Source organism: Caulobacter soli (genome assembly GCF_011045195.1).
In the GTDB taxonomy this organism is placed as follows: Bacteria; Pseudomonadota; Alphaproteobacteria; order Caulobacterales; family Caulobacteraceae; genus Caulobacter; species Caulobacter soli.
Map to the genome: position 1 here is coordinate 345,836 of NZ_CP049200.1, position 21,039 is coordinate 366,874.

At 64.5% G+C, this 21,039-nt stretch carries 23 protein-coding genes; 8 read left to right on the plus strand and 15 right to left on the minus strand.

Annotation, left to right across the window (positions count from 1 at the left end):
• Window positions 1–303 precede the first annotated feature (303 nt).
• A complete protein-coding gene (locus tag G3M62_RS26025; RefSeq protein WP_165191710.1) occupies window positions 304–774 on the plus strand; it encodes a universal stress protein in 471 nt (156 codons plus the stop codon).
• A 90-nt stretch (window positions 775–864) separates the two neighbouring features.
• Window positions 865–1,803 carry a hypothetical protein gene (locus G3M62_RS26030; RefSeq protein WP_165191711.1) on the plus strand — a complete coding sequence of 313 codons (939 nt, stop codon included), beginning with the start codon at window positions 865–867 and terminating at the stop codon, window positions 1,801–1,803.
• 23 nt (window positions 1,804–1,826) lie between these two features.
• Here G3M62_RS26030 and G3M62_RS26035 read toward each other — a convergent pair whose 3' ends face one another.
• Entirely contained in the window at window positions 1,827–2,978 is a 1,152-nt protein-coding gene (locus G3M62_RS26035) for a HEPN domain-containing protein (RefSeq protein WP_165191712.1), read from the minus strand.
• 45 nt (window positions 2,979–3,023) lie between these two features.
• Between G3M62_RS26035 and G3M62_RS26040 the strand changes: the two genes are divergently transcribed.
• Complete coding sequence (locus G3M62_RS26040) at window positions 3,024–4,469, plus strand: hypothetical protein (protein WP_165191713.1); 1,446 nt, start codon at window positions 3,024–3,026, stop codon at window positions 4,467–4,469.
• On the opposite strand, the gene G3M62_RS26045 is transcribed toward G3M62_RS26040, so the two are convergent.
• The 7 genes from G3M62_RS26045 to G3M62_RS26075 all read right to left on the minus strand — a co-directional run bounded on the left by G3M62_RS26045 (window position 4,466) and on the right by G3M62_RS26075 (window position 9,105).
• On the minus strand, window positions 4,466–4,912 hold the full coding sequence (locus G3M62_RS26045) for a hypothetical protein (RefSeq protein WP_165191714.1): 447 nt from the start codon (window positions 4,910–4,912) through the stop codon (window positions 4,466–4,468). The two genes, G3M62_RS26040 and G3M62_RS26045, sit on opposite strands and share 4 nt — an antisense overlap.
• On the minus strand, window positions 4,905–5,774 hold the full coding sequence (locus G3M62_RS26050; RefSeq protein WP_165191715.1) for a hypothetical protein: 870 nt from the start codon (window positions 5,772–5,774) through the stop codon (window positions 4,905–4,907). The genes G3M62_RS26045 and G3M62_RS26050 overlap by 8 nt, the downstream gene beginning before the upstream one ends.
• 4 nt (window positions 5,775–5,778) lie before the next feature.
• Window positions 5,779–5,970 carry a hypothetical protein gene (locus G3M62_RS26055; RefSeq protein ID WP_165191716.1) on the minus strand — a complete coding sequence of 64 codons (192 nt, stop codon included), beginning with the start codon at window positions 5,968–5,970 and terminating at the stop codon, window positions 5,779–5,781.
• Window positions 5,971–6,356: 386 nt separating this feature from the next.
• Window positions 6,357–7,097, minus strand: a complete 741-nt coding sequence (locus tag G3M62_RS26060) for an SDR family NAD(P)-dependent oxidoreductase (RefSeq protein ID WP_165191717.1) — start codon at window positions 7,095–7,097, stop codon at window positions 6,357–6,359.
• A gap of 160 nt (window positions 7,098–7,257) precedes the next feature.
• Window positions 7,258–7,908: a TetR/AcrR family transcriptional regulator gene (locus tag G3M62_RS26065; protein WP_165191718.1), complete on the minus strand. Its 651-nt coding sequence runs from the start codon at window positions 7,906–7,908 to the stop codon at window positions 7,258–7,260.
• 413 nt (window positions 7,909–8,321) lie between these two features.
• A complete protein-coding gene (locus G3M62_RS26070; protein ID WP_165191719.1) occupies window positions 8,322–8,519 on the minus strand; it encodes a hypothetical protein in 198 nt (65 codons plus the stop codon).
• A 295-nt stretch (window positions 8,520–8,814) separates the two neighbouring features.
• Entirely contained in the window at window positions 8,815–9,105 is a 291-nt protein-coding gene (locus tag G3M62_RS26075) for a hypothetical protein (RefSeq protein ID WP_165191720.1), read from the minus strand.
• A gap of 265 nt (window positions 9,106–9,370) precedes the next feature.
• Between G3M62_RS26075 and G3M62_RS26080 the strand changes: the two genes are divergently transcribed.
• Entirely contained in the window at window positions 9,371–9,592 is a 222-nt protein-coding gene (locus G3M62_RS26080; protein ID WP_165191721.1) for a hypothetical protein, read from the plus strand.
• 176 nt (window positions 9,593–9,768) lie between these two features.
• Here G3M62_RS26080 and G3M62_RS26085 read toward each other — a convergent pair whose 3' ends face one another.
• From G3M62_RS26085 to G3M62_RS26095, 3 genes are all read right to left on the minus strand, one after another.
• Window positions 9,769–11,103 carry a sensor histidine kinase gene (locus tag G3M62_RS26085; RefSeq protein WP_165191722.1) on the minus strand — a complete coding sequence of 445 codons (1,335 nt, stop codon included), beginning with the start codon at window positions 11,101–11,103 and terminating at the stop codon, window positions 9,769–9,771.
• Between the two features lie 17 nt (window positions 11,104–11,120).
• Window positions 11,121–11,795, minus strand: coding sequence for a response regulator transcription factor (locus G3M62_RS26090; RefSeq protein ID WP_165191723.1), 675 nt, complete (start codon window positions 11,793–11,795; stop codon window positions 11,121–11,123).
• A 78-nt stretch (window positions 11,796–11,873) separates the two neighbouring features.
• Complete coding sequence (locus G3M62_RS26095) at window positions 11,874–12,476, minus strand: outer membrane beta-barrel protein (RefSeq protein ID WP_165191724.1); 603 nt, start codon at window positions 12,474–12,476, stop codon at window positions 11,874–11,876.
• 404 nt (window positions 12,477–12,880) lie between these two features.
• Here G3M62_RS26095 and G3M62_RS26100 point away from each other — a divergent pair, with 404 nt between their 5' ends.
• From G3M62_RS26100 to G3M62_RS26110, 3 genes are all read left to right on the plus strand, one after another.
• Window positions 12,881–13,201: a BA14K family protein gene (locus tag G3M62_RS26100; RefSeq protein WP_165191725.1), complete on the plus strand. Its 321-nt coding sequence runs from the start codon at window positions 12,881–12,883 to the stop codon at window positions 13,199–13,201.
• Window positions 13,176–13,652 carry a hypothetical protein gene (locus G3M62_RS26105; RefSeq protein WP_165191726.1) on the plus strand — a complete coding sequence of 159 codons (477 nt, stop codon included), beginning with the start codon at window positions 13,176–13,178 and terminating at the stop codon, window positions 13,650–13,652. Before G3M62_RS26100 ends, G3M62_RS26105 begins: the two co-directional genes overlap by 26 nt.
• A gap of 478 nt (window positions 13,653–14,130) precedes the next feature.
• On the plus strand, window positions 14,131–15,474 hold the full coding sequence (locus tag G3M62_RS26110) for a hypothetical protein (RefSeq protein ID WP_165191727.1): 1,344 nt from the start codon (window positions 14,131–14,133) through the stop codon (window positions 15,472–15,474).
• A gap of 49 nt (window positions 15,475–15,523) precedes the next feature.
• On the opposite strand, the gene G3M62_RS26115 is transcribed toward G3M62_RS26110, so the two are convergent.
• The 3 genes from G3M62_RS26115 to G3M62_RS26125 all read right to left on the minus strand — a co-directional run bounded on the left by G3M62_RS26115 (window position 15,524) and on the right by G3M62_RS26125 (window position 19,454).
• Window positions 15,524–16,726 (minus strand): trypsin-like serine peptidase, encoded by a 1,203-nt coding sequence (locus G3M62_RS26115; protein ID WP_165191728.1) that lies wholly within the window; start codon window positions 16,724–16,726, stop codon window positions 15,524–15,526.
• Window positions 16,687–19,035: a S8 family peptidase gene (locus G3M62_RS26120; protein WP_165191729.1), complete on the minus strand. Its 2,349-nt coding sequence runs from the start codon at window positions 19,033–19,035 to the stop codon at window positions 16,687–16,689. The genes G3M62_RS26115 and G3M62_RS26120 overlap by 40 nt, the downstream gene beginning before the upstream one ends.
• Before the next feature lie 104 nt (window positions 19,036–19,139).
• Complete coding sequence (locus G3M62_RS26125; protein ID WP_246263646.1) at window positions 19,140–19,454, minus strand: type II toxin-antitoxin system RelE/ParE family toxin; 315 nt, start codon at window positions 19,452–19,454, stop codon at window positions 19,140–19,142.
• A gap of 379 nt (window positions 19,455–19,833) precedes the next feature.
• On the opposite strand from G3M62_RS26125, the gene G3M62_RS26130 reads away from it, so the two are divergent.
• Complete coding sequence (locus G3M62_RS26130) at window positions 19,834–20,238, plus strand: hypothetical protein (RefSeq protein WP_165191730.1); 405 nt, start codon at window positions 19,834–19,836, stop codon at window positions 20,236–20,238.
• On the opposite strand, the gene G3M62_RS26135 is transcribed toward G3M62_RS26130, so the two are convergent.
• On the minus strand, window positions 20,235–20,891 hold the full coding sequence (locus G3M62_RS26135) for a hypothetical protein (protein ID WP_165191731.1): 657 nt from the start codon (window positions 20,889–20,891) through the stop codon (window positions 20,235–20,237). The two genes, G3M62_RS26130 and G3M62_RS26135, sit on opposite strands and share 4 nt — an antisense overlap.
• Window positions 20,892–21,039: the final 148 nt, after the last annotated feature.

Here is a 21,039-nt window from a genome sequence, read left to right on the forward strand (position 1 = left end):
GCCGGCCAAAAAAGAGGCCCGGCGGTTGACGCCGGGCCAGTCATAGGGAGGAAACGCCCAGGAAGGGCAGAAGCGAAATCGCTTCACGGTTCCTAGCTAGAGGGGACCAGGCCGTGCTCAAATCGAGAAAACCTCAAAGCCGCCTTAGCGAAACATCGGCTCCAGAGGGCACGACCGTGCGGAGCGCGGAACCGCTCGCCGCCGATCCGGCCGCAAGGCGGGCGCGACGCGCTTTCAAATGGCGGCGTATGAACTACGGGAACAGCCCGGGCCGGTCGCCAGGGGCCAACAATGGGGGCGCGCATGTACCGAAAGATCATCCTGGCGTTCGACGGCAGCCAAGAGGCCCGGCTGGCGCTTCGGGAAGGAGCCTTGTTGGCCCGGCGCTACGACGCCAGGGTCTGGTTGCTCTGTGTCCTTGCCGACAACGCCGCCCTGACGATGGCGCAGGGCGTCCAACCCGGCGCGGCCGAGCATCTCCTGGCGGCCAGCGGCGAAATGGTCGACGAAGGACTGGCCAAGCTTCGGGAATTTGGCCTTGAGGCCTCTGGCCATGTCGTCCGAGGCGACCCCGCGCCAACGATCAGCGCGTTCGTACGCGAGGTCGGCGCTGACCTGGTTGTCCTTGGCCACCGGCGTCGCAGTTTTCTGGAGCGCTGGTGGTCGGGGCCCTCGGGCGCCTATATCGTCGACAACACCGATTGCAGCCTTCTGGTCGCGCGCAGGCCCATCAGCGACGCGGAGTTCGCCGCCGAGCTGGCGCGGTGTTCCTAAAGGCTGGGCGCGGCTCGCGGCCACGGGGGTCGGGCCGGTCGCGCCTTGATGTCCCGGGGCGATTTCGCGCGAGGACAGGGCGGCAAAGCCATGAGGATCGTCTACCTCGATCAGAACAAATGGATCGCCCTGGCCCAGGCGGTGAAATCGCCGTCGGCCCATCCGGCCGCGCGCCGCGTGCTCGAGGCTGTCGTCCCAGCGCTGGAGGCCGGTGAGCTCCTGTTGCCCTTGACGGCGACGAACCTCTACGAGACCCAGAAGGTCAATCGTCTGGAGCGTCGGTACGACCTGGCCGTCACCCAGGTCACGCTCAGCGGAGGCTGGGTGTTTCGGGGACTTCATCGCCGGCTCGAACACGAGGTGGCCGCGGTTCTGGCCGCCTTTTTCAGCCGCCCGCCGCCCTTGGCCGAGGACCGCTGGTTTCTGTCGCAGGTCTTTTTCGAATCCATCTCCGAAGCCGACGACCCGCGTCTGGAAGGGCCAGCCGCGCTCCTGGCGCGGGATGTCCTTCGCGACCCGCAAGGGTGGATGATGCGCTATCTGATGGAAACGCCGGACGCGGTGCGCACCGAGGCGATCCGACGCTTCGACCAAGGTTGTGACGCCTTGCGCGCTCGGATCGAGGATCGCCGAAGCCGGCATCGCGACCAGCCTGCCAGCATGCGGCGCAAGATCTATCGCGCGCTCACCGCCATCGAGCAGCAGGACGTCTTCATGGGCGTCGCCGAGCGGATGGGCCTGTTCAAGGCCGAGCTCGGCGCCAACAATGGCGCGGGCCTGCGCGCGATCCTTCGCGACACGCCGACCTTCGACATCGAAACCGAGATCGTGCTGCGCCTGGAGGCTCAGCCGCGCCCGATCGACAACAACGATATGCGCGACCTGAGGTCGTTCAGCACGGTCCTGGCCTACAGCGACCTGGTCATCGCCGAAAACCAGTTCACCAATCTCGCCCGCCAGGCCGGCCTCGATCGTAAGTACGACGTTCGCCTGGAAACGGACCTGGAGGCCTTGCTGGCGGTGCTTTGAGCGTGGGCGCGGGCCCGGCTCGTCTAAAGCTCGCCCCCGCCCCGAGCGTGGCGCTCAGGGGCGGGGGCCGCCGGCTCCATTTGGGTGTCGACCTGCAGCCGTTCGGCGAAGCGCAACAATCCGTAGCGCACGATCCGCTCCAGTCCGATGAAGGTCGGCGCCGCGGCCAAGGTCTTGGCGAACGCCTTGTCCTGGACCATCGGGCGTCCGGACTGGACCTCTTCCATGGCCGTCCCGCGCGGCGCCACCCAGTCGCCGAAGGTCTCCCCGCTGTGGACGTACGCGCTTCGCAGGTCGTAGGCCGCGCCGAGCACCTTTCGAAACTCCTCGCGTCGCAAGCGTGCATAGGAGGTCTGGGCCTCGGCCCGGTCGAAGAAGGGCGCATCGACCAGGTGGCGGAACGTCGCCACGAAGCGCGCCTTCACCGAGCGCAGTTTCTTGCGCATGGCCCGGGCGATCGGCGCGCCGCCGGCGAGCTCGTTTGCGATCCGCGCCAACTGCTCCTGGGTCTTGGCGTCGAGGAGCTGGTCTTGCGGGATATCGATCGCGGTCGAAAGAATTTCGCCGGCGGTGATCAGATGCAGATAGGCCACCTCGATGTCGGGCTCGGCCGCTTGCAGCGCGCGCAGGTAATATTTCGCGGCCCCGCGAAAGATTGAAGCGTCGTGAGATCGTCCGGCTTGACCGAACATCAGGGGGGTCAGGCGCGCGACCTGGCTTAGCGATAAGTCAAAGCCAAGATCGGCGCGCCGGCTGGCGGTGTTGGACGGAAAGGCTCCATCGGCGATCTGGTCCATGGCCCGCAGGTTGGGCAGGCCGAAAAGTCCGCTGAACTCCAGCGCCCCATGGTTGTCGAAACGCTTGCCATAGAGGACGGCGAGATAGGTGCACATCATGTCGGCCACGTGCTCATAGGTGGGAATGATGACCCCGCCCTGATCCGCCGCCGCGGTGCGAAACGCCAGGGTGAAGGCGTAGCGCCCGCCGTTGGCGGCGGTGCGGCGCTGATACCCGGCCCGGTCGCGCAGACCCGGCAGGGCTTCGGCGATCGTCAGGGCCGGTGACTGGAACCGATCGGCAAGATCGCAGGTCGAAGAAATCAGGAACTTGGCGACGTCCCGGTCGGGCGCCGGCGGCTTGGCGGCGCCTGTCGCGTCTTGCGTTTCTGAGTTCACGCTTGGATTTCCCCTCACCGGCGCCGCGCCGCCCGCTCACGTCTTGTGACATCAGCCCATGGCAAGGCGCAGCCGACAACTATAGCGTGCCATCCGCGTCGGGACGATCAAGCGGGGACCTCAAAGACGATGGCCAAGACCTGTCTGGTGTGCGGCAAGAAGGCCGGCTCGGCGGAACATATCTTTCCGGCCGCGCTGGGCGGGCGGCGGACCAATCGCGGGATCTATTGCACCTTGCACAACAACGGCTACGGGCCGCTGGCCGAGGAGCTCACCTGTCAGCTGGAGGTCTTCAACGCTCAGCTGGGCGTCGTTCAGGACCATTCCAAGCGCGTGCGGCCAGCGGCTTTCACCGAGGTGTCCACCGGCCACCGGATCGATGTCACCGACCAGACCGCGGTCTTCGGAGGTCCCGACACGATCGCGCCGGGCGAGCACACCCTGGCCTTTTCAAGTCTGGAGCAGGCTCGAGACTGGGCGGCGCGACAAGCGCGCAAGGGCATGAAGGTGGAGTTCATCGGCCAGGGCGTGACCGACACCTACCTGCCCGGCGTCCTGCACGCCCAGATCACTCTGGGCGGCCCCGCCGGGCTGCGGGCCATCGGCTATATCGGTCAGACCTTCCTGGCGCACGCGTTCGCCGACATCGCGCGACAACCAAGCCTCAAGCCTTTCATCGACCATACCTATCAGGGCGGCGACGATCCGTTGGTATGGTGGGACCACGACCCGCCGCCCCAGATTTTGACCAGCCATTTTCCGTTTGGCCATCGCATCGTGGTGGGGGTGGACGCCGCGCAAGGCGTCGCCTACGGGCGCGTATCGCTGTTTTCGTCCCTGCATTTCGCCATGATCTTTGGTCCGGCCGTCGGCCTCGCCGACCAGATCCGGATCTTCGACATTGATCCCCTGGCGTTGAAGGCGCCGGTGGATCTTCAGGAAACGGTTCCCGCCCAAGCCTGGCCCGCGCCGACCCGGCCCCTGGACATGGCCTCGGAGATGACCCGCGAGATCACGAGCGGGCGCGCCCTGGAGCGGATCACCGGGCTCTTCGCGCGCATCCAGGATCGCGAGCGCGAGCTGGCCGCGGCGGCGTTGCACGCCCAGATCACGCAGTTGGGCGAGATCGCGGCTCATGAGCGCCGAGAACGGCTCTTCGACCTGGTGTGGGGTGAACGTCAACGGGTCCTGGGCATGTTGCGCAGGGTGGCGGACGAGCTTTCGGAATCGGAGGTCGCCGTCGGCCTGCTGAGACTTGGTCTGGATCCGGCCACGCTGGTCGCCAGCGACCCGGCCGCGAGCGATGGCCTTACCGAGGGCGCGCGCGGCGCTCTGCTACGGGCCAGCGTGGCTCTGTCCGAACAAATGGCGGCCGACATGGCCGGGGAGGGCCTGACCGCGGCGCGGCTCAAACATTGGATATCCAGCGGCGAGGCCCATGCCGTCGTGCTGAAGGCCGCCTTGGCGCCGATGTTGGAAATTCTGGCTTAGCCGGTCGATCCGGAGGTCGGCGTGGCTTGGGCCTGCGGCGGCGCGTAGAGCGCCTTCTGCTGCGCCTTGACCAGGTGGAAGAGGCTGGCCTGGCGCAGAGACTGGGCATCCATGGCGAAGGCGTACTTCGCCGAGCGCAGGGCGAACTCCCGGCGGGCCGCGGCGTTGGCCGCCAGGCGCGCGGCGATCGGGGCGAGGACGCCGGCGGCCAGCAGCGGAAGATAGGCGCCCACGCGCTTGTCGGCGGGGACGAGCGCCAGGCCGGCCGCCAGGACGAGGAAGACCAGCCCCGCCAACAGGCCGCCGATCAGGCGCGGCTTGAGGATCAGCATCCAGAGCAGGTCGCCCACGGCCCAGACCCAGGCGCCGATCACGGCCCCGATCGCGGCCAGGGCGATCACGACGGCCAACAGCGCGGTGATGATCGCGGCGATTTCAGACATCGGCCGACGTTTCCGGCTGGTCCTGCGAAGGAGCGCTGTTCTGATCGGCCTCGTCAGCGGCCTCGTCGCGCAGCGCCTCGTCCAGACGATTGAGGATAACGATGGTTTCGATCCTTTCGGCCGACAGGTGAACGACGCCGCCGACCCATTGGGGATCGTAGATCTCGAACTCGGGCTGACGCGCCAGTTGACGACGCACCCGGCTTTCAGCCAATCGCTCGCCGCCGGAGCGCCCGGCGATCAGTTCGTAGACGAAGCGTTGCGGTTGGCCCAGGCTGACGCTCTTGACCTCGCCGTCGGCGCTCAGGCGCAACTCGTCGATGGGGCCAGAATATCCCACGCCGCGCCCGTCCTCGGTGATCTTCAACGTGACGAAGCCGATCGGCGTGTAGTCGTGACGCAGCGGCTGCAGGAAGTGCTTGTCGGCCCACCCGACGCCGCGCAGATCCTGGCCTTCGAAGGCCAGGTTGACGCCCTGGCTCATCAGGGTCCGCGCCACCACGGCGCATTCGAAGACGATGAGCCACAGCAGGCCGTAGAGGTCGCCGACCTTGGCGTTGTCGACCCTGGCGACCAGCAGTCCCACGGCGGCGGGGTAGGGGTTGTGGGCGTTGGGCAGCCGGGGCAGGTCCAGGGCGTTCCACTCGCGGACCGCCCGCACCATCAGCTCGACCGCCATGACGCCGATCATGTGCACCGCCAGCGAGATGGCGAAGGTGACGAAGAGGCTGTTGACCGCCGTCAGCGGCAGCTCGGGCCGACGGGCCGTCTGCCGATTTCCCCGAAAGTTCCAGACCGCCAGACCGGTCAGCCCGGGCAGCAGCAGCAGCAGGCAGACGAAGAACGAAGTTGTCAGACCCATGCGGCTAGGCCGCTTTCGTCACCCGAACAACCCGCAGTTCACCGCTTTCGGCATCGCGCTCGAGGGCCATCTGGACCTTGTTGTCCCGCGTGGGAGCCGGTTGGTCGACAAACTTCTGCACGAGCTTCCAGTAGCCGCCCGCCTTGCGCGCGGCGCGCGCCACGACATCCTGCTGCTTCAAGCTCACGCCGTTCACGGCCGATCCTCCAGGCCAGCCCTCGGGCCGGTATGATTTATATATGGGTGAGTTCTTTAAAGGTTGCAAAGCGTTTGAGCCTGGCTGTCCGCAAGGGCTCATTGACGGCGGCCTTCCGTTTCGCCCCAATCGTGACGAGGAGACAAGCTCAGGATCACGCCCGCCAATCTGTTCGCCATCGCGAACAGCCGCGAAGGCGGTCGTGACCCGTGTGATGATTTTGAGCCGGGACGGAGCGCCTCGCGGTCGTGGGGCGCAAGTCGTTCGGGAGATCCTCGGAAAGAATGGAAGGCAGGCCGCCTTGCGGGGAGCGGACGACCGCCCTTGCTCGCCGCACCGAAGCGGAGAACGGTCATCCTACCGTCCGGTGCGGCCGCGACGGGAGTTCAGGTGTTCAGTCCGCCATCGACATTCAGAATGGTCCCTGTGATGTGCCTGGCCGCCGGGCTGGCGAGGAAGGCGACGGCCGCGGCGACGTCCTTGGGGTCACCATAGCGGCCCAGGGGCATCAGCGACCGCTGCCATTCGGCGTACTCGCCGTCGGCTGGGTTCATCTCCGTATTGGTCGAGCCGGGCTGGACGAGATTGACCGTGATGTCCTTGGGGCCCAGCTCGCGAGCAAGGCCGCGGGTGTAGGACTGCAGGGCGGACTTGGTCATGTAATAGACCGTGCCCGTGTCGCCGACGATCCGTTCGGCGCCGGCGGAGCCGATCGTGACGATGCGGCCGCCGGCCTTGAGGTGCGGGATGGCCGCCTGGGCCGCCAGGATGGGGGACCGGACATTCACCGCCAGCAGGGCGTCGATCTCATCCAGGCCGAAGTCGGCTATGGTGTTGTAGAGGACGATGGCGGCGTTGTTGACCAGGATGTCCAGTCCGCCGAGGGCCGCGACGGCCTCGTTCACGGAGCGTTTGACGGCGGCGGGATCGGCGCTGTCGGCTTGGATGGCGACGGCCTTGCGGCCCTTGGCCTCGATTTCGCGCACGATGGCCCCGGCGCGGTCGGCGGCCTTCTCGTAGGTGATGGCGACATCGGCGCCCTTGTCGGCCAGCGCCAGAGCGATCGCGGCCCCGATGCCGCGAGAGGCGCCGGTCACCAGGGCGCGTTTGCCAGTCAGTTCAGTCATCGTGGTTCTTTCTGTAAGGATCGATGCAGAATGAACTGGTGAGCCGCCGGCTCCTGGTCAAGGATATATGGAGCGATCACTGCAGAATTATTTGGCCCCGCTCGACGGCGGCGTCGAAACACCGTTGCCGAGGTCGGAATGCGAGGCGAACCGGCCTGCGTCAGGCGCCGAGGCGGACGTCCCAGACCATCAGCGAGGTCCTGGCCACCTCTTCAAGGTCGGCGCGGCTCGCACCGTCTCGGGCCAGAAGGGACATGCCGTTGTAGACGGCCTGGATGAAGCGGGCGAGGCCATGCACACCGATCCCTAGCGGGATCTCGCCCTCGGCCGCGGCCCGTTCGAAACGGGATTCCAGCCGCTCCAGACCGATGGCCCGTTCGGATCGCACCAGTTCGCCGAGCGCCTCGTGGCCCTCGCCGGCGACGCTGGAGAGGGCGACCATGCAGCCGCGAGGCACATCGGTCACGGCGCCGCTCAGCACCCCCGCCGAATTCATCAACAGGAACGCCACCGCCTCGCGGGCTGTCGGCGCGGTCTCGAAACCGTTCCAGATCAGGGGCGCCTGGGTCTCCCCGTAGTGCCGGATGGCCTCGGCGTAGAGCGCCTCCTTTGACCTGAAGGTGGCGTAGAGGCTGGGAGCCCCGATGCCCATCACGGCCATGAGATCGGCGATCGAGGTGGCTTCGTAGCCCTTGGACCAGAACAGCCGCATGGCCCGACCGAGGGCGGCTTCGCGGTCGAACTCCCGCGGCCTGCCGCGTCGTGGCGCATCCGTCTGCTGGGTCACGACAGGGGAGGGCGACTTTTGCATCGTTCGATACATAAGGTCGTTCCCCCCGCCTCACAACGGGGACGTATCTGGACCGCGTCCAGGCCCCGCTAGGCGCAGGACGAGGGCGCAGGCGGTTAAGACGGCCAGGCCGCAGGCCGGGCTCGGATCACCGGCGGCTGCGCCCCTTAGGCCGACGTCAGGTGGCGACGGGATGCGCCCGGCGTCCGAGGACGCCCTGGATCAGGTCGGCGATCCGCCGATGGCGGGTCTCCTCCCACTCACCCAGCGGCCACTAGATAGTCCTTTTCGGTGGGATGACGTGGTTCTTCATCTCCGAAGAGGGGGGAGGCGGCGGACATGACCAACCGATGTGCGGAGGCGAACCTTGCCCTGAGCCATGGAGCAGCAGGCATCTCCCAAATCGCTTGCGCATATTCAACTCGCTTACCCGCCTAGAACTTGGCGATGTAGCCCTTTCCCGCCTTGTCGAACGGGATGCGCGCCGATCCCAGCTTTTCGAGCACCTCGGACGGCACGTCCTCGACGGGCAGGCTGCCCACCTTGGGCTCCTTCTCGCGCAAACAGGCAAACCGGCTTGAGTAGAAGTCGCCCGCCTGGATGTCGCTGAGCACGCCCCAGAACGCCAGCACCACCTCCTGGTCGCCGCTGGTTCACCGCCCTAGGGCAGTTGGCGGTCTACGGCGCCGACCAGCCCAAGCCGCCTCGGCGGATCCTGGTGTGCCCAACTCACCTGAAGCATCCGCTTTTCGAAAGCGCCCTGAAGGCCCTGGCGGTCACCGTGGTGACGTTCGATGATTCCCGTGGGCCGATTGTCTTCAAAGGCTTGAAGCAAGCGCTAGCATGAAAAAACCCCTCCCCAGCGTCGGGAAGGGCTTTTCCGATGCACGGCTTTGGCGGCGAGGGTGCGTAGCCCTCTAAAAGGCCTTAGCGCGCCGCGAGAACTTGGTTGGCGGCGTTGTAGGCGACCAGTTCTGGATTGTTGAGCTTGCTCACGGCGTCGTTGACCGAGGCGCGCACGCAGGGGGCGTAGGTGTAGCTGGCCAGAGTGTCGCCGCGGACGTCCTGCCAGCAAACCGCGCTGGCGGCCTTGACGATCTCGGCGCGCAGCTCGGCCGGGGCCTTGCCGGTGGTCTTGATGCGAACTTCAGCGGCGCCGGCCGGAGCGGCGGCGAACAGCGCGACGGCTGCTGCCGTCAGCATGAAGGTGCGGATCATGGTGCGAGTTCCTGAACAGCGTTGGGTTTCAACCCGTCCGAACTGCGTTTCCCCCAAGGTGGCCGATGGGATCTCGCCCGCTTCGCCAACCTGACCAAACCATAGACTCTCGTGATCGAGTTATCAATGGTTATATTGCGATGCAACATGAACTGATACGGAGTCGGCTAAGTCTCTTCCGATCGCGACGCGCGTTCTGAAACCAAGCTTTTTATGCTCGCAATGCGTGTGGAGACTTTGTTAGGTGGAGCAGGGGAGCTTCGCCATGGGTTGGTATGACGATGAGGAAAGCGCCTGGCTGCCGAACTGGGCGATAGCGTCATTGGCGTGGCTGGGCTGTGGGATGGCCGCGGTGTTGCCGGCCGGTGTCGTTCTGGCGTTGTGGAACGCGCTGCTTCCAGACGCGCCGCTGGCCGCAAGTCTCACCGTCTACGCCCTATCGCTGGGCTTGATGATCGCGGCGGTCAAACCCTGGACCATTCGCTAGTTCGGGCTCGTGAACTGGCCGCAGTCGCGGGGTCTGAAGTCAGGAAATCAGCGCGGATTTGGAAACAGAGTTCTTTGCGTCTCGTTCCACGACTCCATCAACCGGACCAACTTTTGTTGACCAAACGCCGTCCGTCCGTCGCATGACTACGTCACGCGGCGGCGCGAAGTCCGGGATCAACCAGGGTGAGCCGACGTGAACTCCAGCTTCATGATCGTTCCACCTTCCGGCGCATCACCGACCTCGATGCGCCCGCGATGACTGTCCATCACCTGGCGCACGAGGCTAAGGCCCAGCCCCGCGCCGGTGGTGTGGGATCGAAGGCGATGAAAAGGCTCGAATATCCGCTCCCGCTCGGATACCGGCACGCCGGGTCCATCGTCCTCGACCTCAACGAACGCGCCCTCAATGCGCAGGATCACCCGGCGTCCACCGTGCTCGATGGCGTTCTGCACCAGGTTGGTCAGGACACGCTCGATCGCCGCCCCGTCCCCTCGGACGAGTACGGCCCCTAGGTCGGCGACCTCCACGTCGCAGCCATTGGCGATGACGATCGGCGCCAGGTCGGCGGCGACGCGGCGGGAGATCTCCACGAGGTCGATGTCGTTCGCCAAGGACAGCCCACGATCCAGTCTCTGAAGATCGAGGAGTTGTTCGGCCAGGGTCGCCAAGCGCGCCACGTCACGGCGAAGGCGGTCGGCGGCCCTCTCGTCCGTCATTCCGTCGATCCGGGCCAGGACGATGGCGATCGGTGTCCGCAGTTCGTGCGCGGCGTCGGCGAGAAAGCGGGCTTGACGCTCATAACCTTCGTCGAGCCGGTCCAGGGCCCGGTTGATCGCCAGGATCAGCGGCGCGATCTCGGCGGGCGCGCGCTCTTGCGGCAACCGCACGCCGCGATCCCTGGCGTCGATCGCTTCGGCCGCCTGGATGGCTTCGTCGAGTTGGCGGAACGACTTGCGGACCACGACGGTCGTCGCCCAGAGCGAAGCCAGGCCCATGATCAGGACGAGCGGCAGGATGAAGACCAAGCTGATGACGCCGATCGTCCAGGTGAACTCCAGGAAGGTCAGCGGCCGCCTCACGTCCACGATCATCCTGATCGGTCCAGCGGGGGTGTTGATGGTGTCGAGATGGAACTGCGGATCGTTGACCTTGGCGTTCAACCAGAAATCGGCCCGTTTGACCGCCGGAAAATCGTCGAGGAGGCGGGGCGAGCGGACCATCTCGCGCGCCATGGGGCCGTAGGCGATCTGATGACCTCGATCATCGCGTATCAGGAACGAAAGCTGGGGTTGACGGCGCTGCAGGTCGTGCAATTTTCGGCTCGGCGTCAGGCGCAAGGCTCCATCACCGGTCCGTGAAAGCGAACCGGCGATGGCCTCGGCGGCGAAGTGGCCGCTCTTGTCACGCAGCAGGCCAGCGCTCCAAAGAGAGCCGAGCACCAATGCGACAGCCGCGAGCATGAGGACGGCCTGCGCGAAGACAAGACGGCGGATCAGTTGCCATCGCATCGAACGCCGCGGTCTTGTCATGGCGCGGCTCGGATCAAATAGCCGACGCCGCGGATGGCGTGGATCTCCACGCCGGCCGAAGCTTCGACAAGCTTGCGGCGAAGCCGCGAGATGTGGGCGTCAAGCGTATTGGACTGGATGTCGTCGTCGAACCCGTAGACGGCGTCCTCCAACGCGCTGCGCAGCACGGTCCGGCCACGACGCCGCATCAAGGTGACCAGGACCCGCAGTTCACGCCGAGGCAGATCAAGACGGCGGTCTCCAACCTGAGCTTCGTCGTTGGTGAGATCGTACTGAAGGCGCCCAAGCCTTACCGGTTCGGTGATCATGGTGACGGGACGACGCCGCACCGCGCGCACTCTGGCCAAGAGTTCCTCGACGGCGAACGGCTTGGCCAGATAGTCGTCGGCGCCGAGATCAAGACCCGCTACCCGATCCGACATTTCTCCGCGCGCGGTCAGGACAATGATCGGAACACCGGGGCGGCGCAGACGCAGAATGGGAATGAGGCCAAGGCCCTCGCCGTCGGGCAAGGCTCGATCCAGCAGCACCGCGTCGTGATCTCCCGATTGGGCTGCTTCTTCGGCGTCGGCGAGACTGCCGACATGATCGACGACCAATCCGTGACGCTCCAAGGCCGCGCACAGCGCGGAGGCCAGCTCAAGCTCATCTTCGATCAGCAACACCTTCACGGCCACATCCCGTTGAAATCGCCCGGAGGATCGCATCCTGCGCCGCCCGCTTCGGCGCGGGCGGCGCTCGCACGCCGACTAGAACCCAAACGAGAAGCCCACCTGGGCTTTCGAGGATGAAAAGTCGTCGTTGTACTTCACCCGACTATATTCCGCCCGCAGGAACGCTCCCTCGGATACGGCGGCTTCAAGGCCAACGCCGTACAACAGGCCGCCCTCGGTGTAGCGATCCTTCACATCCTTGAGATTGGCCACGAACTCGGTCTTCTCCTTCACGCGCAGCCAGCTGTAGCCGGCGCGGCCGTAGAGCAGCGCATTGGGCAGGGCCAGAACGCCGACCCGGCTGGACACATCCCATGTCAATCCGGGCTCCAGCTTGTAGGACCCGACGGTGTTCTCGAGCTTGAGTTTGCCGCCGCCGCCGCCGAAGCCGGCTTCGGCGCCGACGACCGCTCTCCCAAATTGGGCGTCGAGCCCAAGACGGCCGCGATATCCAAAGCCGCCCTTTTTCCGGTCCAGGTCCGCGCCAAGGGTCGTCACGCGATAGTCGCCATCGTGCCATCGATAGTCGGCGTCCGCGCCCATCTTCAGGCCGCTAAAATCCGCGTGATGCGCCGACTGCGCCCAAGCGCTCGCAGGCAGTACAACACAAGCAAGCGCCGCAAGTATCCGAACCGTCATTGGCTTCTCCTCTATTGAACCGGGGAAGAACTCACAGCGACTCTCTTTGGCCGCCGCGATCCATGACCAACTAGGCTTGACGAATTGCCGCAACATTGCGCTCCGGGCGGGAGCCTTCGCCCTGCGATCGGTGAACCAACTCGCGATCGGAGGCCAAACCCCTGGCGGCCGTTCAACCCATGTCAGGTGGACGCAATGTCCGCGGGCCTTCTTGGCGCTCAGCGGCGACACGCTTCCCTGTCGCGTCTGAGCTTTGGAAGACGATCATGCCCTTAGGATTCAAGCGTTCCGTAGTCGCGACCAGCATCCTGGCGCTTCTCGCATCGGGGACCCCGAGCCTGGCCCAACAGTCGGGATCACGCCAAGGGCATCCCGACTGGTCCGGCGGGCCGCCGCCTCGACCGATGTCGCCCGCCGCCGTCGACGATTGCGGACGGCTTCAAGGGGGCGACCGGAGACGATGCGAGGACCGGCGCGACCGTGACCGCCGCGAGCATGCCCGGCGCGAGAGCGAACGCAGAAAGGACGCCAAGAACAAGGGCGTTGTCGCCGGCGTCGTGGGGACGGTGATCGGGGCCGCCGTCATCGGCGCGCTCATAGACGGAAACAAGAAGAACAAGCAGGCCGAGGAGCGTCGTCGCTACTGCCTGAGCCGCTATGGCAACTACGACCCGAGCACCGACAGTTATCGAGCTAACGATGGCCGTTCCTATCGTTGCGAGTGACGCCATGCGCCGAGATTTGCACCTCATCTTTATGATCGCGGCTATCTCGGTCCCTGCCTTGGCGGTCGCGGGCCCATGCTCGGGTTCCTACTATTTCAGGATGAGACAGGACGTCGAAACCACGGTGCTGGATAACCAGGGTCGCCTGAAGAGCCGCAAGCGGCTCTCGGTCACCGACGTCTTCGGGACGCCGGACGCGCCGCGCTCGACGATCTCGACCAAGACCTACGACGCCGGCGACAAGCTGGCGCACACCGCCTTCAGCGAAGCCCGCTGCGGCGGCAATGATCTGCTGCTCGATGTGGGCGGCGGCTTGCCGGCTCAGGGCGGTTCGCCCCTGGTGGACGAGGATGAGCCGGCCCAATCCTGGCTCTCCTCTCCATGGGGCTTCCCTACATCAATGTGGCCGTCAATCAGATCGTCGGCGGCGTTAGCGCTGGTGAAGACCTAAGAGATTTGACCCGAGATTATCAGGCTATGGGACAGTCGATCGCGCCTGAAGGCGAGGCGGCGCCTGATCTTGATGGCGAAGCGAAGGAGCCGTCGTCAGAGCACGACTAGACGGTCGCCTTCTTCTGGCTGGCTTGGGTTTGTCGCCTGGAGCGTCCGTGGCGGCCGTCTCTGAGGCTTGGTCGGGCTCTGCGCGCGCACGCGCTAGGTGACCCGGACCAACACATGGCCCAGGGCGTTCCGCCGGGGCCGAGACAAACCTGGGGCGAACCAGAGCAGTCCCGTCACGCCGTTGAGTTCAGCGCCGTGCCGGCGTTTGGACCATCCTGGCTTGTTCACGGCGACGGCGCCTTGGCGGTGGGGCGTAGCGCCGTGAGGCATAACAATCCAGGCGGGATAATAGATTTTCCGTCGATCTACAGTAGAATAACGGCGATATTTGAACTACGCTTTCCTCTGTTCAGGACAGGGGGAACAGCATGAAAAAACATGTTGCGATGATCGCTGGCTGCTTGGCCGTCAGCGGATGTACGACCGTCGAGGTGAGCTACGACAGGCCCGCGACTTTCGACAAGGCGGCTGACGTCGCCGCCCAAGCCAAGAAAGGTCTAGCCTTCTACGCGCTGCAGAGCGTTGAGGTCCAAGTCGGCCCCAAGCCGGCCGAGCCTGCTGCGCCGTCGGCGACGCGCTCCGGCTCGACAGACTCGACCAACGGGTTGGGGAATGGCGCGTCCGGCTCGTCTAGCACGACCGGGACCAGGACCGGCCCAGTCAGAGAGGATGGGATCAATCTTGGTGGCGGCGCTTCGTCGGGAGGCGGCGCGAGTAGCGGAAAGACGGGTAAGTCTACTGGATCCAAGTCCGCTGCCACCACGGGGGGCAAGACCTCGACGACCGGCAAGGACGCTCCGACCAAGACGCCTACCACGGGCAAGGACGGAGCGGCTGCCGATCCGGGAAAGGACACCGCGCCGGCCGCCACGCCAGCGGCGGCGCCCACGACGCCAGATCCGGTAAGCGTTTCGATCGCCGGCAAGGACATCCAAGCCAAGCTGGTGGCGCTCGCCGACCCGGCCCATGGCGTGATGATGGGCGGCACCAATGGCTTCTGGAAGAAGACCTCCGTTTCGGGCGCGCGCTACGCCAACTCCGATCGCGTCCAGAGCGTCAGCATCAAGGCTGAGAACTTGACGGCCAAGCGGATTGGTCAGTTCGCCACGGTGGTCAGCCCCTTCATCAAACCAGCCACGCCCACGTCCGAAGCCGCCGGCGGTCCGCCTGAGCTTCCGAGTTTCAACTTCGTCGTCTCCGCGGCGGAGGCGAACAAGGAAGTTCAGATCAAGGACTCGGTTTGGAAGCGAACCCTGAAGTTCGATCCCACGCCGGATGGTGCGGTGTCCTTCGACAACTTCCTTTCTCAGACCGCGGGCAAGAAGGTGAATTACTTCCCGGTGCCCGCCTGCTTGCCCGCCACGCTCGAATTGAAGGCCGGCGTGTACAGCTACACGTTCCCGGCTTTCGTCGTGTCGACGCCGGAAATCGTCAGACTGGAACCGCTGCCGATCGACGGCAAGCTGAACCTTTCGGCGATCTGTAGCAGCACCACGGAAGGCGCCGTCACGGCCGATCGCTACGACCAGGCCTTCGACACCCTGGCGGCGGTGCAAAAAGCCTATTCGGACCTGAAAGACAAGAAGGACGGCGAAGCCGAGACCGACGCCGCCGCACCGGCCAAGGACGGCCAAACGACAGATGGCAAGGCAGGTGATAACGGGGCTGCGGACGGCAAAACCTCCAAAACTGGCTCCAACTCAGGCGGCTGAACCAGTCGGCCGAAGGATCGTCGCCGCGCAAGGCGCGGCGACGATCGACCTAGTTGAGCAGCGCCTTCAATTGCGAGACGCGAACGCCGGAATTGTAAGGACATCCCGTTGTACGGCAGGCGTTGCGATAAGCGACTACAGCGGCCTGCATGGAAAGTTCGTCGTCGATAAAACCGTCCGTATGGACGCCGACAACCTCGCCGTTAGCGTTGAGGATCGGTCCCCCCGAATTGCCGCCCACGGTGTCGCAATTGTGCTCCAACCGCCCTGGGGCGACGAGAGACTTCACCGAGCAAGACAGCGACGCGCCCATTGGAAAGCCGTAGGGGTGGCCCAGGACGTTAACGACGCCGCCCGCCGCCGGATCGGCGCTGGCCAGCTTGAGGATCCGGCCGCCGCCGCCGGCGACAGGCGGCGCGGGCTCGCTGAGCGTCAGCACCGCGACGTCGGCCTTGGCGGGGTCAGCCTTGACCGACAGGCAAAGCGGATTGCGAACAGCGCCGTAGGGATCACGGATGTAGTCGAAGCTGATTGCTACATCGCTGCAGGTCCTTGCGCTCTTGCCCTGCGAGCCGACGTAGCTCACCGAATTATCGAGGCAATGATGGGCCGTGGCGATCTTATCGGCGGCGACCAGGAACCCCGTGCAGGCATGATTTCCATGGATCGTCAGCTTCACGACCCCGCGAGCCCAAGCCATCGCCGGGTCTGTCGCGGCGAGATCCTCGACCCATTCGATGTTTGGGCCAATCGACTGCGACTTGGTGGTCGCTTTGGAGGTCGAGACCAACATCGTCTTGACGGTGAAGCGAAGACCCGGCGCGCCTGACGGCGCGGTGACGACGATGTCGATCTGTTTGGGCTTGAGTTGAGGGCTGGTGAAGCTTGGATTTTCCGCCAGGAATGCGGCGGGAAAGGCGGCCAGAACACGGCCGTCATTGTCTTGCAGTTCGATCGCATAGTCGCCGTCGGCCTTGGCTTCGACGCCCTCGAACAATAGCACCGCATAGCGCGGCTCTGGTTTGGTTGGCGGCGTCACCGACGCTTGCCAGCGCGTGGTCTTAGCGGCGGCTTGCTCGGGGCCATACGAGACCGGTTTGAACGACGTGACAGCTATGGCCGCATCACGCGTATCGCGGGCTTGGATGGCGTCGCGGGCGTCAGCGGCCACAGCCGCCTGGCCGATCGCCAACGCGCAGATCACACCGGCGATCATTTGAGTACAGACGGACAGATAGGCTGGAAAGCGCATGCCGTGAACTCCTGGAGATCGTGGACATAGAGGCTTCGGGCCGCCTTGTTGGCGTCGGAGAAGCGGATCTTCTCGTCGTTGCGAATAAAGCCGTAGAAGGGGGGAGCGACCTCGCGCGGCGCCGCGCCGGACTTGGCCTCCAGGAACACGACGACATAGCGGGTGCGAGGATAGGTATCGTCTCCGATCGCCTGGAGGCGCAGAACGTCGCGCCATGGGATGGTGCGCCCTGGTCCATTTTCGGTTTCGACCGTGAGGCTCGTCCCGTCGTTCCGGTTGAGGGTCAGGCTTGTCAGCCGGCAAGGGCTGGTCGCCGGCGGACAAGCGGTATGCGTCTCATCGCGAAGTTGGACGACATCGGCGTCAAACTGCAGGGCGCGCCCAAAGTTGATCGCGCCGTACCTGGCGTAGCCCCCGCCATCGCCGTCGCGGCGAGGATCGGCTGTGGCGAGCATGCGTGCGCGCACGTCTAGGGCGGCGGGGGCGGTGCGCAGTTTGCCGCCTAGCGACGCGGGCTTGACTACCGCCGCGATCAGCAAGGAGGCCAAGGAGGCGACACGCGGCGCGGCGAATGACGTGCCCAAGTCGACACCGAAGGCGTCGCCATAGAGGGTTGTGACCGCCACACCTGGAGCGGCCAGCTCGAACTGGTCGCCAAAGTTCACCGCCGGCTTTGAGCCGTTGGCTCCCGAAGGGCAGGTCGAGCTCTCGATGCCCTGCTCGGTGAGGTCGCTGCAGCGCAGGATGTCGGTGCCAGCCGCGTTCAGAGCCGTGACCGTGACCAGCGCCGTACCCTTGGCGCGCTCGCCAATACAGGCAGGATAGAGGCTCATCGGGCAAAGATCGCCCGCCGCCCCCGTGTAGCGGCCGCCCTGGTTTCCAGCGGCGGCGACGACGACGATATCGGTGGCCATGCGGCCTTTTCCGCTCGACCCATCGCCGAACATGATCCGATCGAACTGGGTGCCTTCGCCAGCTTCCATGGTCTGGCTGACGTTGATCACCGAGACGCTCGTCCCAGAGCGGATCATAAAGGCGGTGACCGGGTCTTGCCCCGGTCCGGACGCCAGAAGGTCCTCGATGTCGGCCGCCCATAGCTGCGCGCGCGGGTTCAGCCCCTCGGGGCCCTCGCCGACCGGAAGTGCGGCGATAACGCCGGCGACCGCGGTGCCGTGGTCGACGACCGGTTCGCGCGCGACGCGCCAGCTTTGACAGCCGCCGCCGGGCGTGACGAGTCCCTCATACTTTGGCTTGAGGCGCGTGCGCGCGTCATCGTCAGGGTATGCAACAACCGAGACCCCGTTGGCCTGAAACGCGCAGTGGCCGCCATCGACATATTTATCCCACACGCCCACCACGACATTGGGCAGGGCGGCGCGCGCCTTGCGGCCAGCATTGGTCACATACGGGTAGTTCAGCGTTCGCAGGATCGCGTTGCTAAGGTCCTGGCCATCGGAAAGCCCCGCTACGCCCTGTGACTGGCTCAAGTGTCCGCCTTTGGGCTCGGCCGTGAACACCGCATAGTGTTCATGGGCGTCCGAGAACGCTGCTCGCGCGACGAAGGCCTCAAAGAGCGCCGATCCGCGCGTCTGAAGCGCCTCGAAGCTTTCGCCGCCTCGCGCTGGGATTCGAATTTGCAGAGCCCGAAAGGGCAGGCGGATCGGTCCATCATATTTCGAGGGCGCGACCTGCGTGGCTTCGGGACGGGCGGTGTTGAGGTTGTCGACCAGCTTCTGGCAGGCCGCATCCCAGTCCGTGCAGCCCATCAGCACTCTGCTGACCAGCCGGCCAAGGCCGACATAGCTCTTTCGGCTACGGTCGATGCGCCGGACGAGCGTCTCCTGGTAGCTGTCGATCTGCACTGTTGGCAGGCAAACGACCCAGCGCGGCAGTTGTCCATCGCACCGCAAGCCCTGGATGGATCGAGCGCTGGGCGGCGCCTTCTGATTGATCCAGCGGGGGCCCTTGGACGTGATGGAGCAAATATGACGATTGTGTTCGCACACATACATCTCGAGGCTCGAGACAGGCCCCATGGTGAAGCCCCACTCACGCTCCCAAAGTCGTTGGGGTACGAGCCCCTTGCCATTGTCGACAGGCGAGAACGAGAGATCTCCGCGCCCTTCCATGACGCTGAAGAGTTCGCCGAGCTTGCCGACGCCGGGATCGGTCAGCAGTCGGATACTGACACAGCAAGCATCGCTGTCTGGTTTGGGAGAGGCCGCCTGCGCAGCCATGACTCTGGGAGCGGCGAGCGCGCTCATCGCCGCCACGAGCAGAGCACCGACGAGGCCGAGACGTCGCGCCAAAATCTGTCCCCCCCAACAGACTGGTTAACCTCGCGACCCTAGCGCCGATTGAAATGCACGTCTAGAAAGTGCGATTGATAATCTGCAACCGTCGGCGGTGCGCCTTAATCTTGGCGTAGGTGACAAGCAGGCGCCGGGCTTCGAAAGCTTCGGTCGCGACCATGGCACGGGTCGGTGCAAGTGGTCAACTTATTTGACTTATAGCATATCTTATTGGGAATACTAGAAACTTTCTCTTCTACGAGAATGCTTTCATAGTCCTGACCTCCGTAGAATATTCCGATGATGATAACTTCAGCGTCTTTCACGGTGTAAGTGATGGTGGTCCGCCGAAAGGGGAGGGTGCGTAGGCCGGGCCTTACGTCGAACCTTGGGGCGCCACGCTCAGGGAAGGCGCTCAACGTCTCGCATCGATCCACGATCGCATTGGTGAAGCGGGTCGCCGTTGCTGACGAGGCCTCCGCGGCAAGGACCGATAGAGATCAACGAGCTGAGCTTCCACTTCAGGTGTAGGCTATCGTGCGGATGGGCATCAGGCCTTGGTCGCGCGCTCTTGTTCTGCCGTTAGCGTTGCGCGGATATCCTGGCTCGACCTTCCGCGCGCTCGCAAGGTTTGCGAACAGCGACAGTCGCAGGGTTTGGAGTCAGAAAATCAGCCTGGATCGGGCTCGAAATTTTTCGCGTCTAACAATAGTTATCGGAAGAAAGTGCGTTGCAGGCTCAGTGAGCGCGCCTATTCGCGCTTATTTGTTCCTGCAGCGCTCGGGCCACTGAGCGAGCCGTTTCAGGACCGTCTTCATGTTCGATCTTCCGCACCATGCGGATCTTCTCACGCTCCCACATATCCTCCGCGAGGCGGTTGAAAATTGTGAAAAAGCCGATCCAGATGCCGGCCACAAGCGGCAAGCAGCCGAGCATCGTGATCCAGCTTGTGAGATTGGTGACGAGCATTGCTTCCGGATGATCGTTGGGGGTCCTGAAATTCAGGCACCCGACACCAATGACCAGGAGGACGGCCGCCACCGTAATGCGCTGGGCTGGGCGAAAGTTTGTTTTCATTGGGTTCTTTGGTGCAGAAAAGGGTCGCATACTCACGTGAGGGTAGCAAATCGGAATTACAGCCTGTTGTATGCGCTTGGACCGGCCTTTTTGATGTCTTATCGGAAATTGGTCAACTTAATTGACCACATTGAGCTTGGCTAGTTGGACGGACGTCGGTTGCGATATCGAGCGGGAGCGACCCGACAGTGAGGCCGTGCGGCTGATCCAACAGTGAATCCCGTCCCCCGTTGTCGGTATCCCGGGACGCTTGATCTTGCTCGGCTCGATGTCGGTCCTGTGGCGGACGACGAGAGGGCGTCGATATATAGCGTCAGGAAGCGCGGTGGCTTGATCTTCCGCCACCGCAGGAAGGTTCTAATGCCGAGGGCCACAACCAGACTGTATCCAAGGATGAGCTTTAAAACACCGAAGAGTACCAACGCACCCATGATCGAAAGAACAAAAACACCGCCAATACCGGGGCTGGCTCGTTTGCAAACCTGATATCCCAGCACTAAACCCAAGACTTGAATCGCTAGGCTGGACGCAATTGCGAGAATGATCCATGACCATCTATCAACCTTGCCCGGCGCTCCACTCCCGATTGGTTTACTTGCCTGCCTTGCCAAATCGGTTGCTAGCAAGGATACGCCACTGATGCCCAAGAGAGCGGCTGCTACACCGTACATCAAAGCTTCGGGATTCTTGCTGGCGTCCCCACTGGTCACCCCCTCCAGCAGCACGGCGAACGCCAGCGCCAGGCCGTAGGTCGGGGTCATCTCGAAAGCTTGATGCTTGTCCGACACTTCGCTCATGACTCCCCCGAGGGTATAGCCCGCCGACTAAGGCGCAGCTTCAAGCTCTGAGTTCTGCACGGCTAGCGAGGGACGGTCCAGCGCGAGACGCCAGATCACATGTGGGCGCCTTGTGCTCGATGAGCCGGTGGGATTTACGTTGTCTGAC

Excerpts from the sequence above, each read along its gene's own strand:
- G3M62_RS26025 (WP_165191710.1), top strand. The coding sequence starts at position 304 with ATGTACCGAAAGATCATCCTGGCGTTCGACGGCAGCCAAGAGGCCCGG.
- G3M62_RS26030 (WP_165191711.1), top strand. The coding sequence starts at position 865 with ATGAGGATCGTCTACCTCGATCAGAACAAATGGATCGCCCTGGCCCAG.
- G3M62_RS26045 (WP_165191714.1), bottom strand. The coding sequence starts at position 4,912 with ATGTCTGAAATCGCCGCGATCATCACCGCGCTGTTGGCCGTCGTGATC.
- G3M62_RS26050 (WP_165191715.1), bottom strand. The coding sequence starts at position 5,774 with ATGGGTCTGACAACTTCGTTCTTCGTCTGCCTGCTGCTGCTGCTGCCC.
- G3M62_RS26060 (WP_165191717.1), bottom strand. The coding sequence starts at position 7,097 with ATGACTGAACTGACTGGCAAACGCGCCCTGGTGACCGGCGCCTCTCGC.
- G3M62_RS26065 (WP_165191718.1), bottom strand. The coding sequence starts at position 7,908 with ATGCAAAAGTCGCCCTCCCCTGTCGTGACCCAGCAGACGGATGCGCCA.
- G3M62_RS26075 (WP_165191720.1), bottom strand. The coding sequence starts at position 9,105 with ATGATCCGCACCTTCATGCTGACGGCAGCAGCCGTCGCGCTGTTCGCC.
- G3M62_RS26080 (WP_165191721.1), top strand. The coding sequence starts at position 9,371 with ATGGGTTGGTATGACGATGAGGAAAGCGCCTGGCTGCCGAACTGGGCG.
- G3M62_RS26085 (WP_165191722.1), bottom strand. The coding sequence starts at position 11,103 with ATGCGATGGCAACTGATCCGCCGTCTTGTCTTCGCGCAGGCCGTCCTC.
- G3M62_RS26095 (WP_165191724.1), bottom strand. The coding sequence starts at position 12,476 with ATGACGGTTCGGATACTTGCGGCGCTTGCTTGTGTTGTACTGCCTGCG.
- G3M62_RS26100 (WP_165191725.1), top strand. The coding sequence starts at position 12,881 with ATGTCGCCCGCCGCCGTCGACGATTGCGGACGGCTTCAAGGGGGCGAC.
- G3M62_RS26105 (WP_165191726.1), top strand. The coding sequence starts at position 13,176 with ATGGCCGTTCCTATCGTTGCGAGTGACGCCATGCGCCGAGATTTGCAC.
- G3M62_RS26110 (WP_165191727.1), top strand. The coding sequence starts at position 14,131 with ATGAAAAAACATGTTGCGATGATCGCTGGCTGCTTGGCCGTCAGCGGA.
- G3M62_RS26115 (WP_165191728.1), bottom strand. The coding sequence starts at position 16,726 with ATGCGCTTTCCAGCCTATCTGTCCGTCTGTACTCAAATGATCGCCGGT.
- G3M62_RS26130 (WP_165191730.1), top strand. The coding sequence starts at position 19,834 with ATGTTCGATCTTCCGCACCATGCGGATCTTCTCACGCTCCCACATATC.
- G3M62_RS26135 (WP_165191731.1), bottom strand. The coding sequence starts at position 20,891 with ATGAGCGAAGTGTCGGACAAGCATCAAGCTTTCGAGATGACCCCGACC.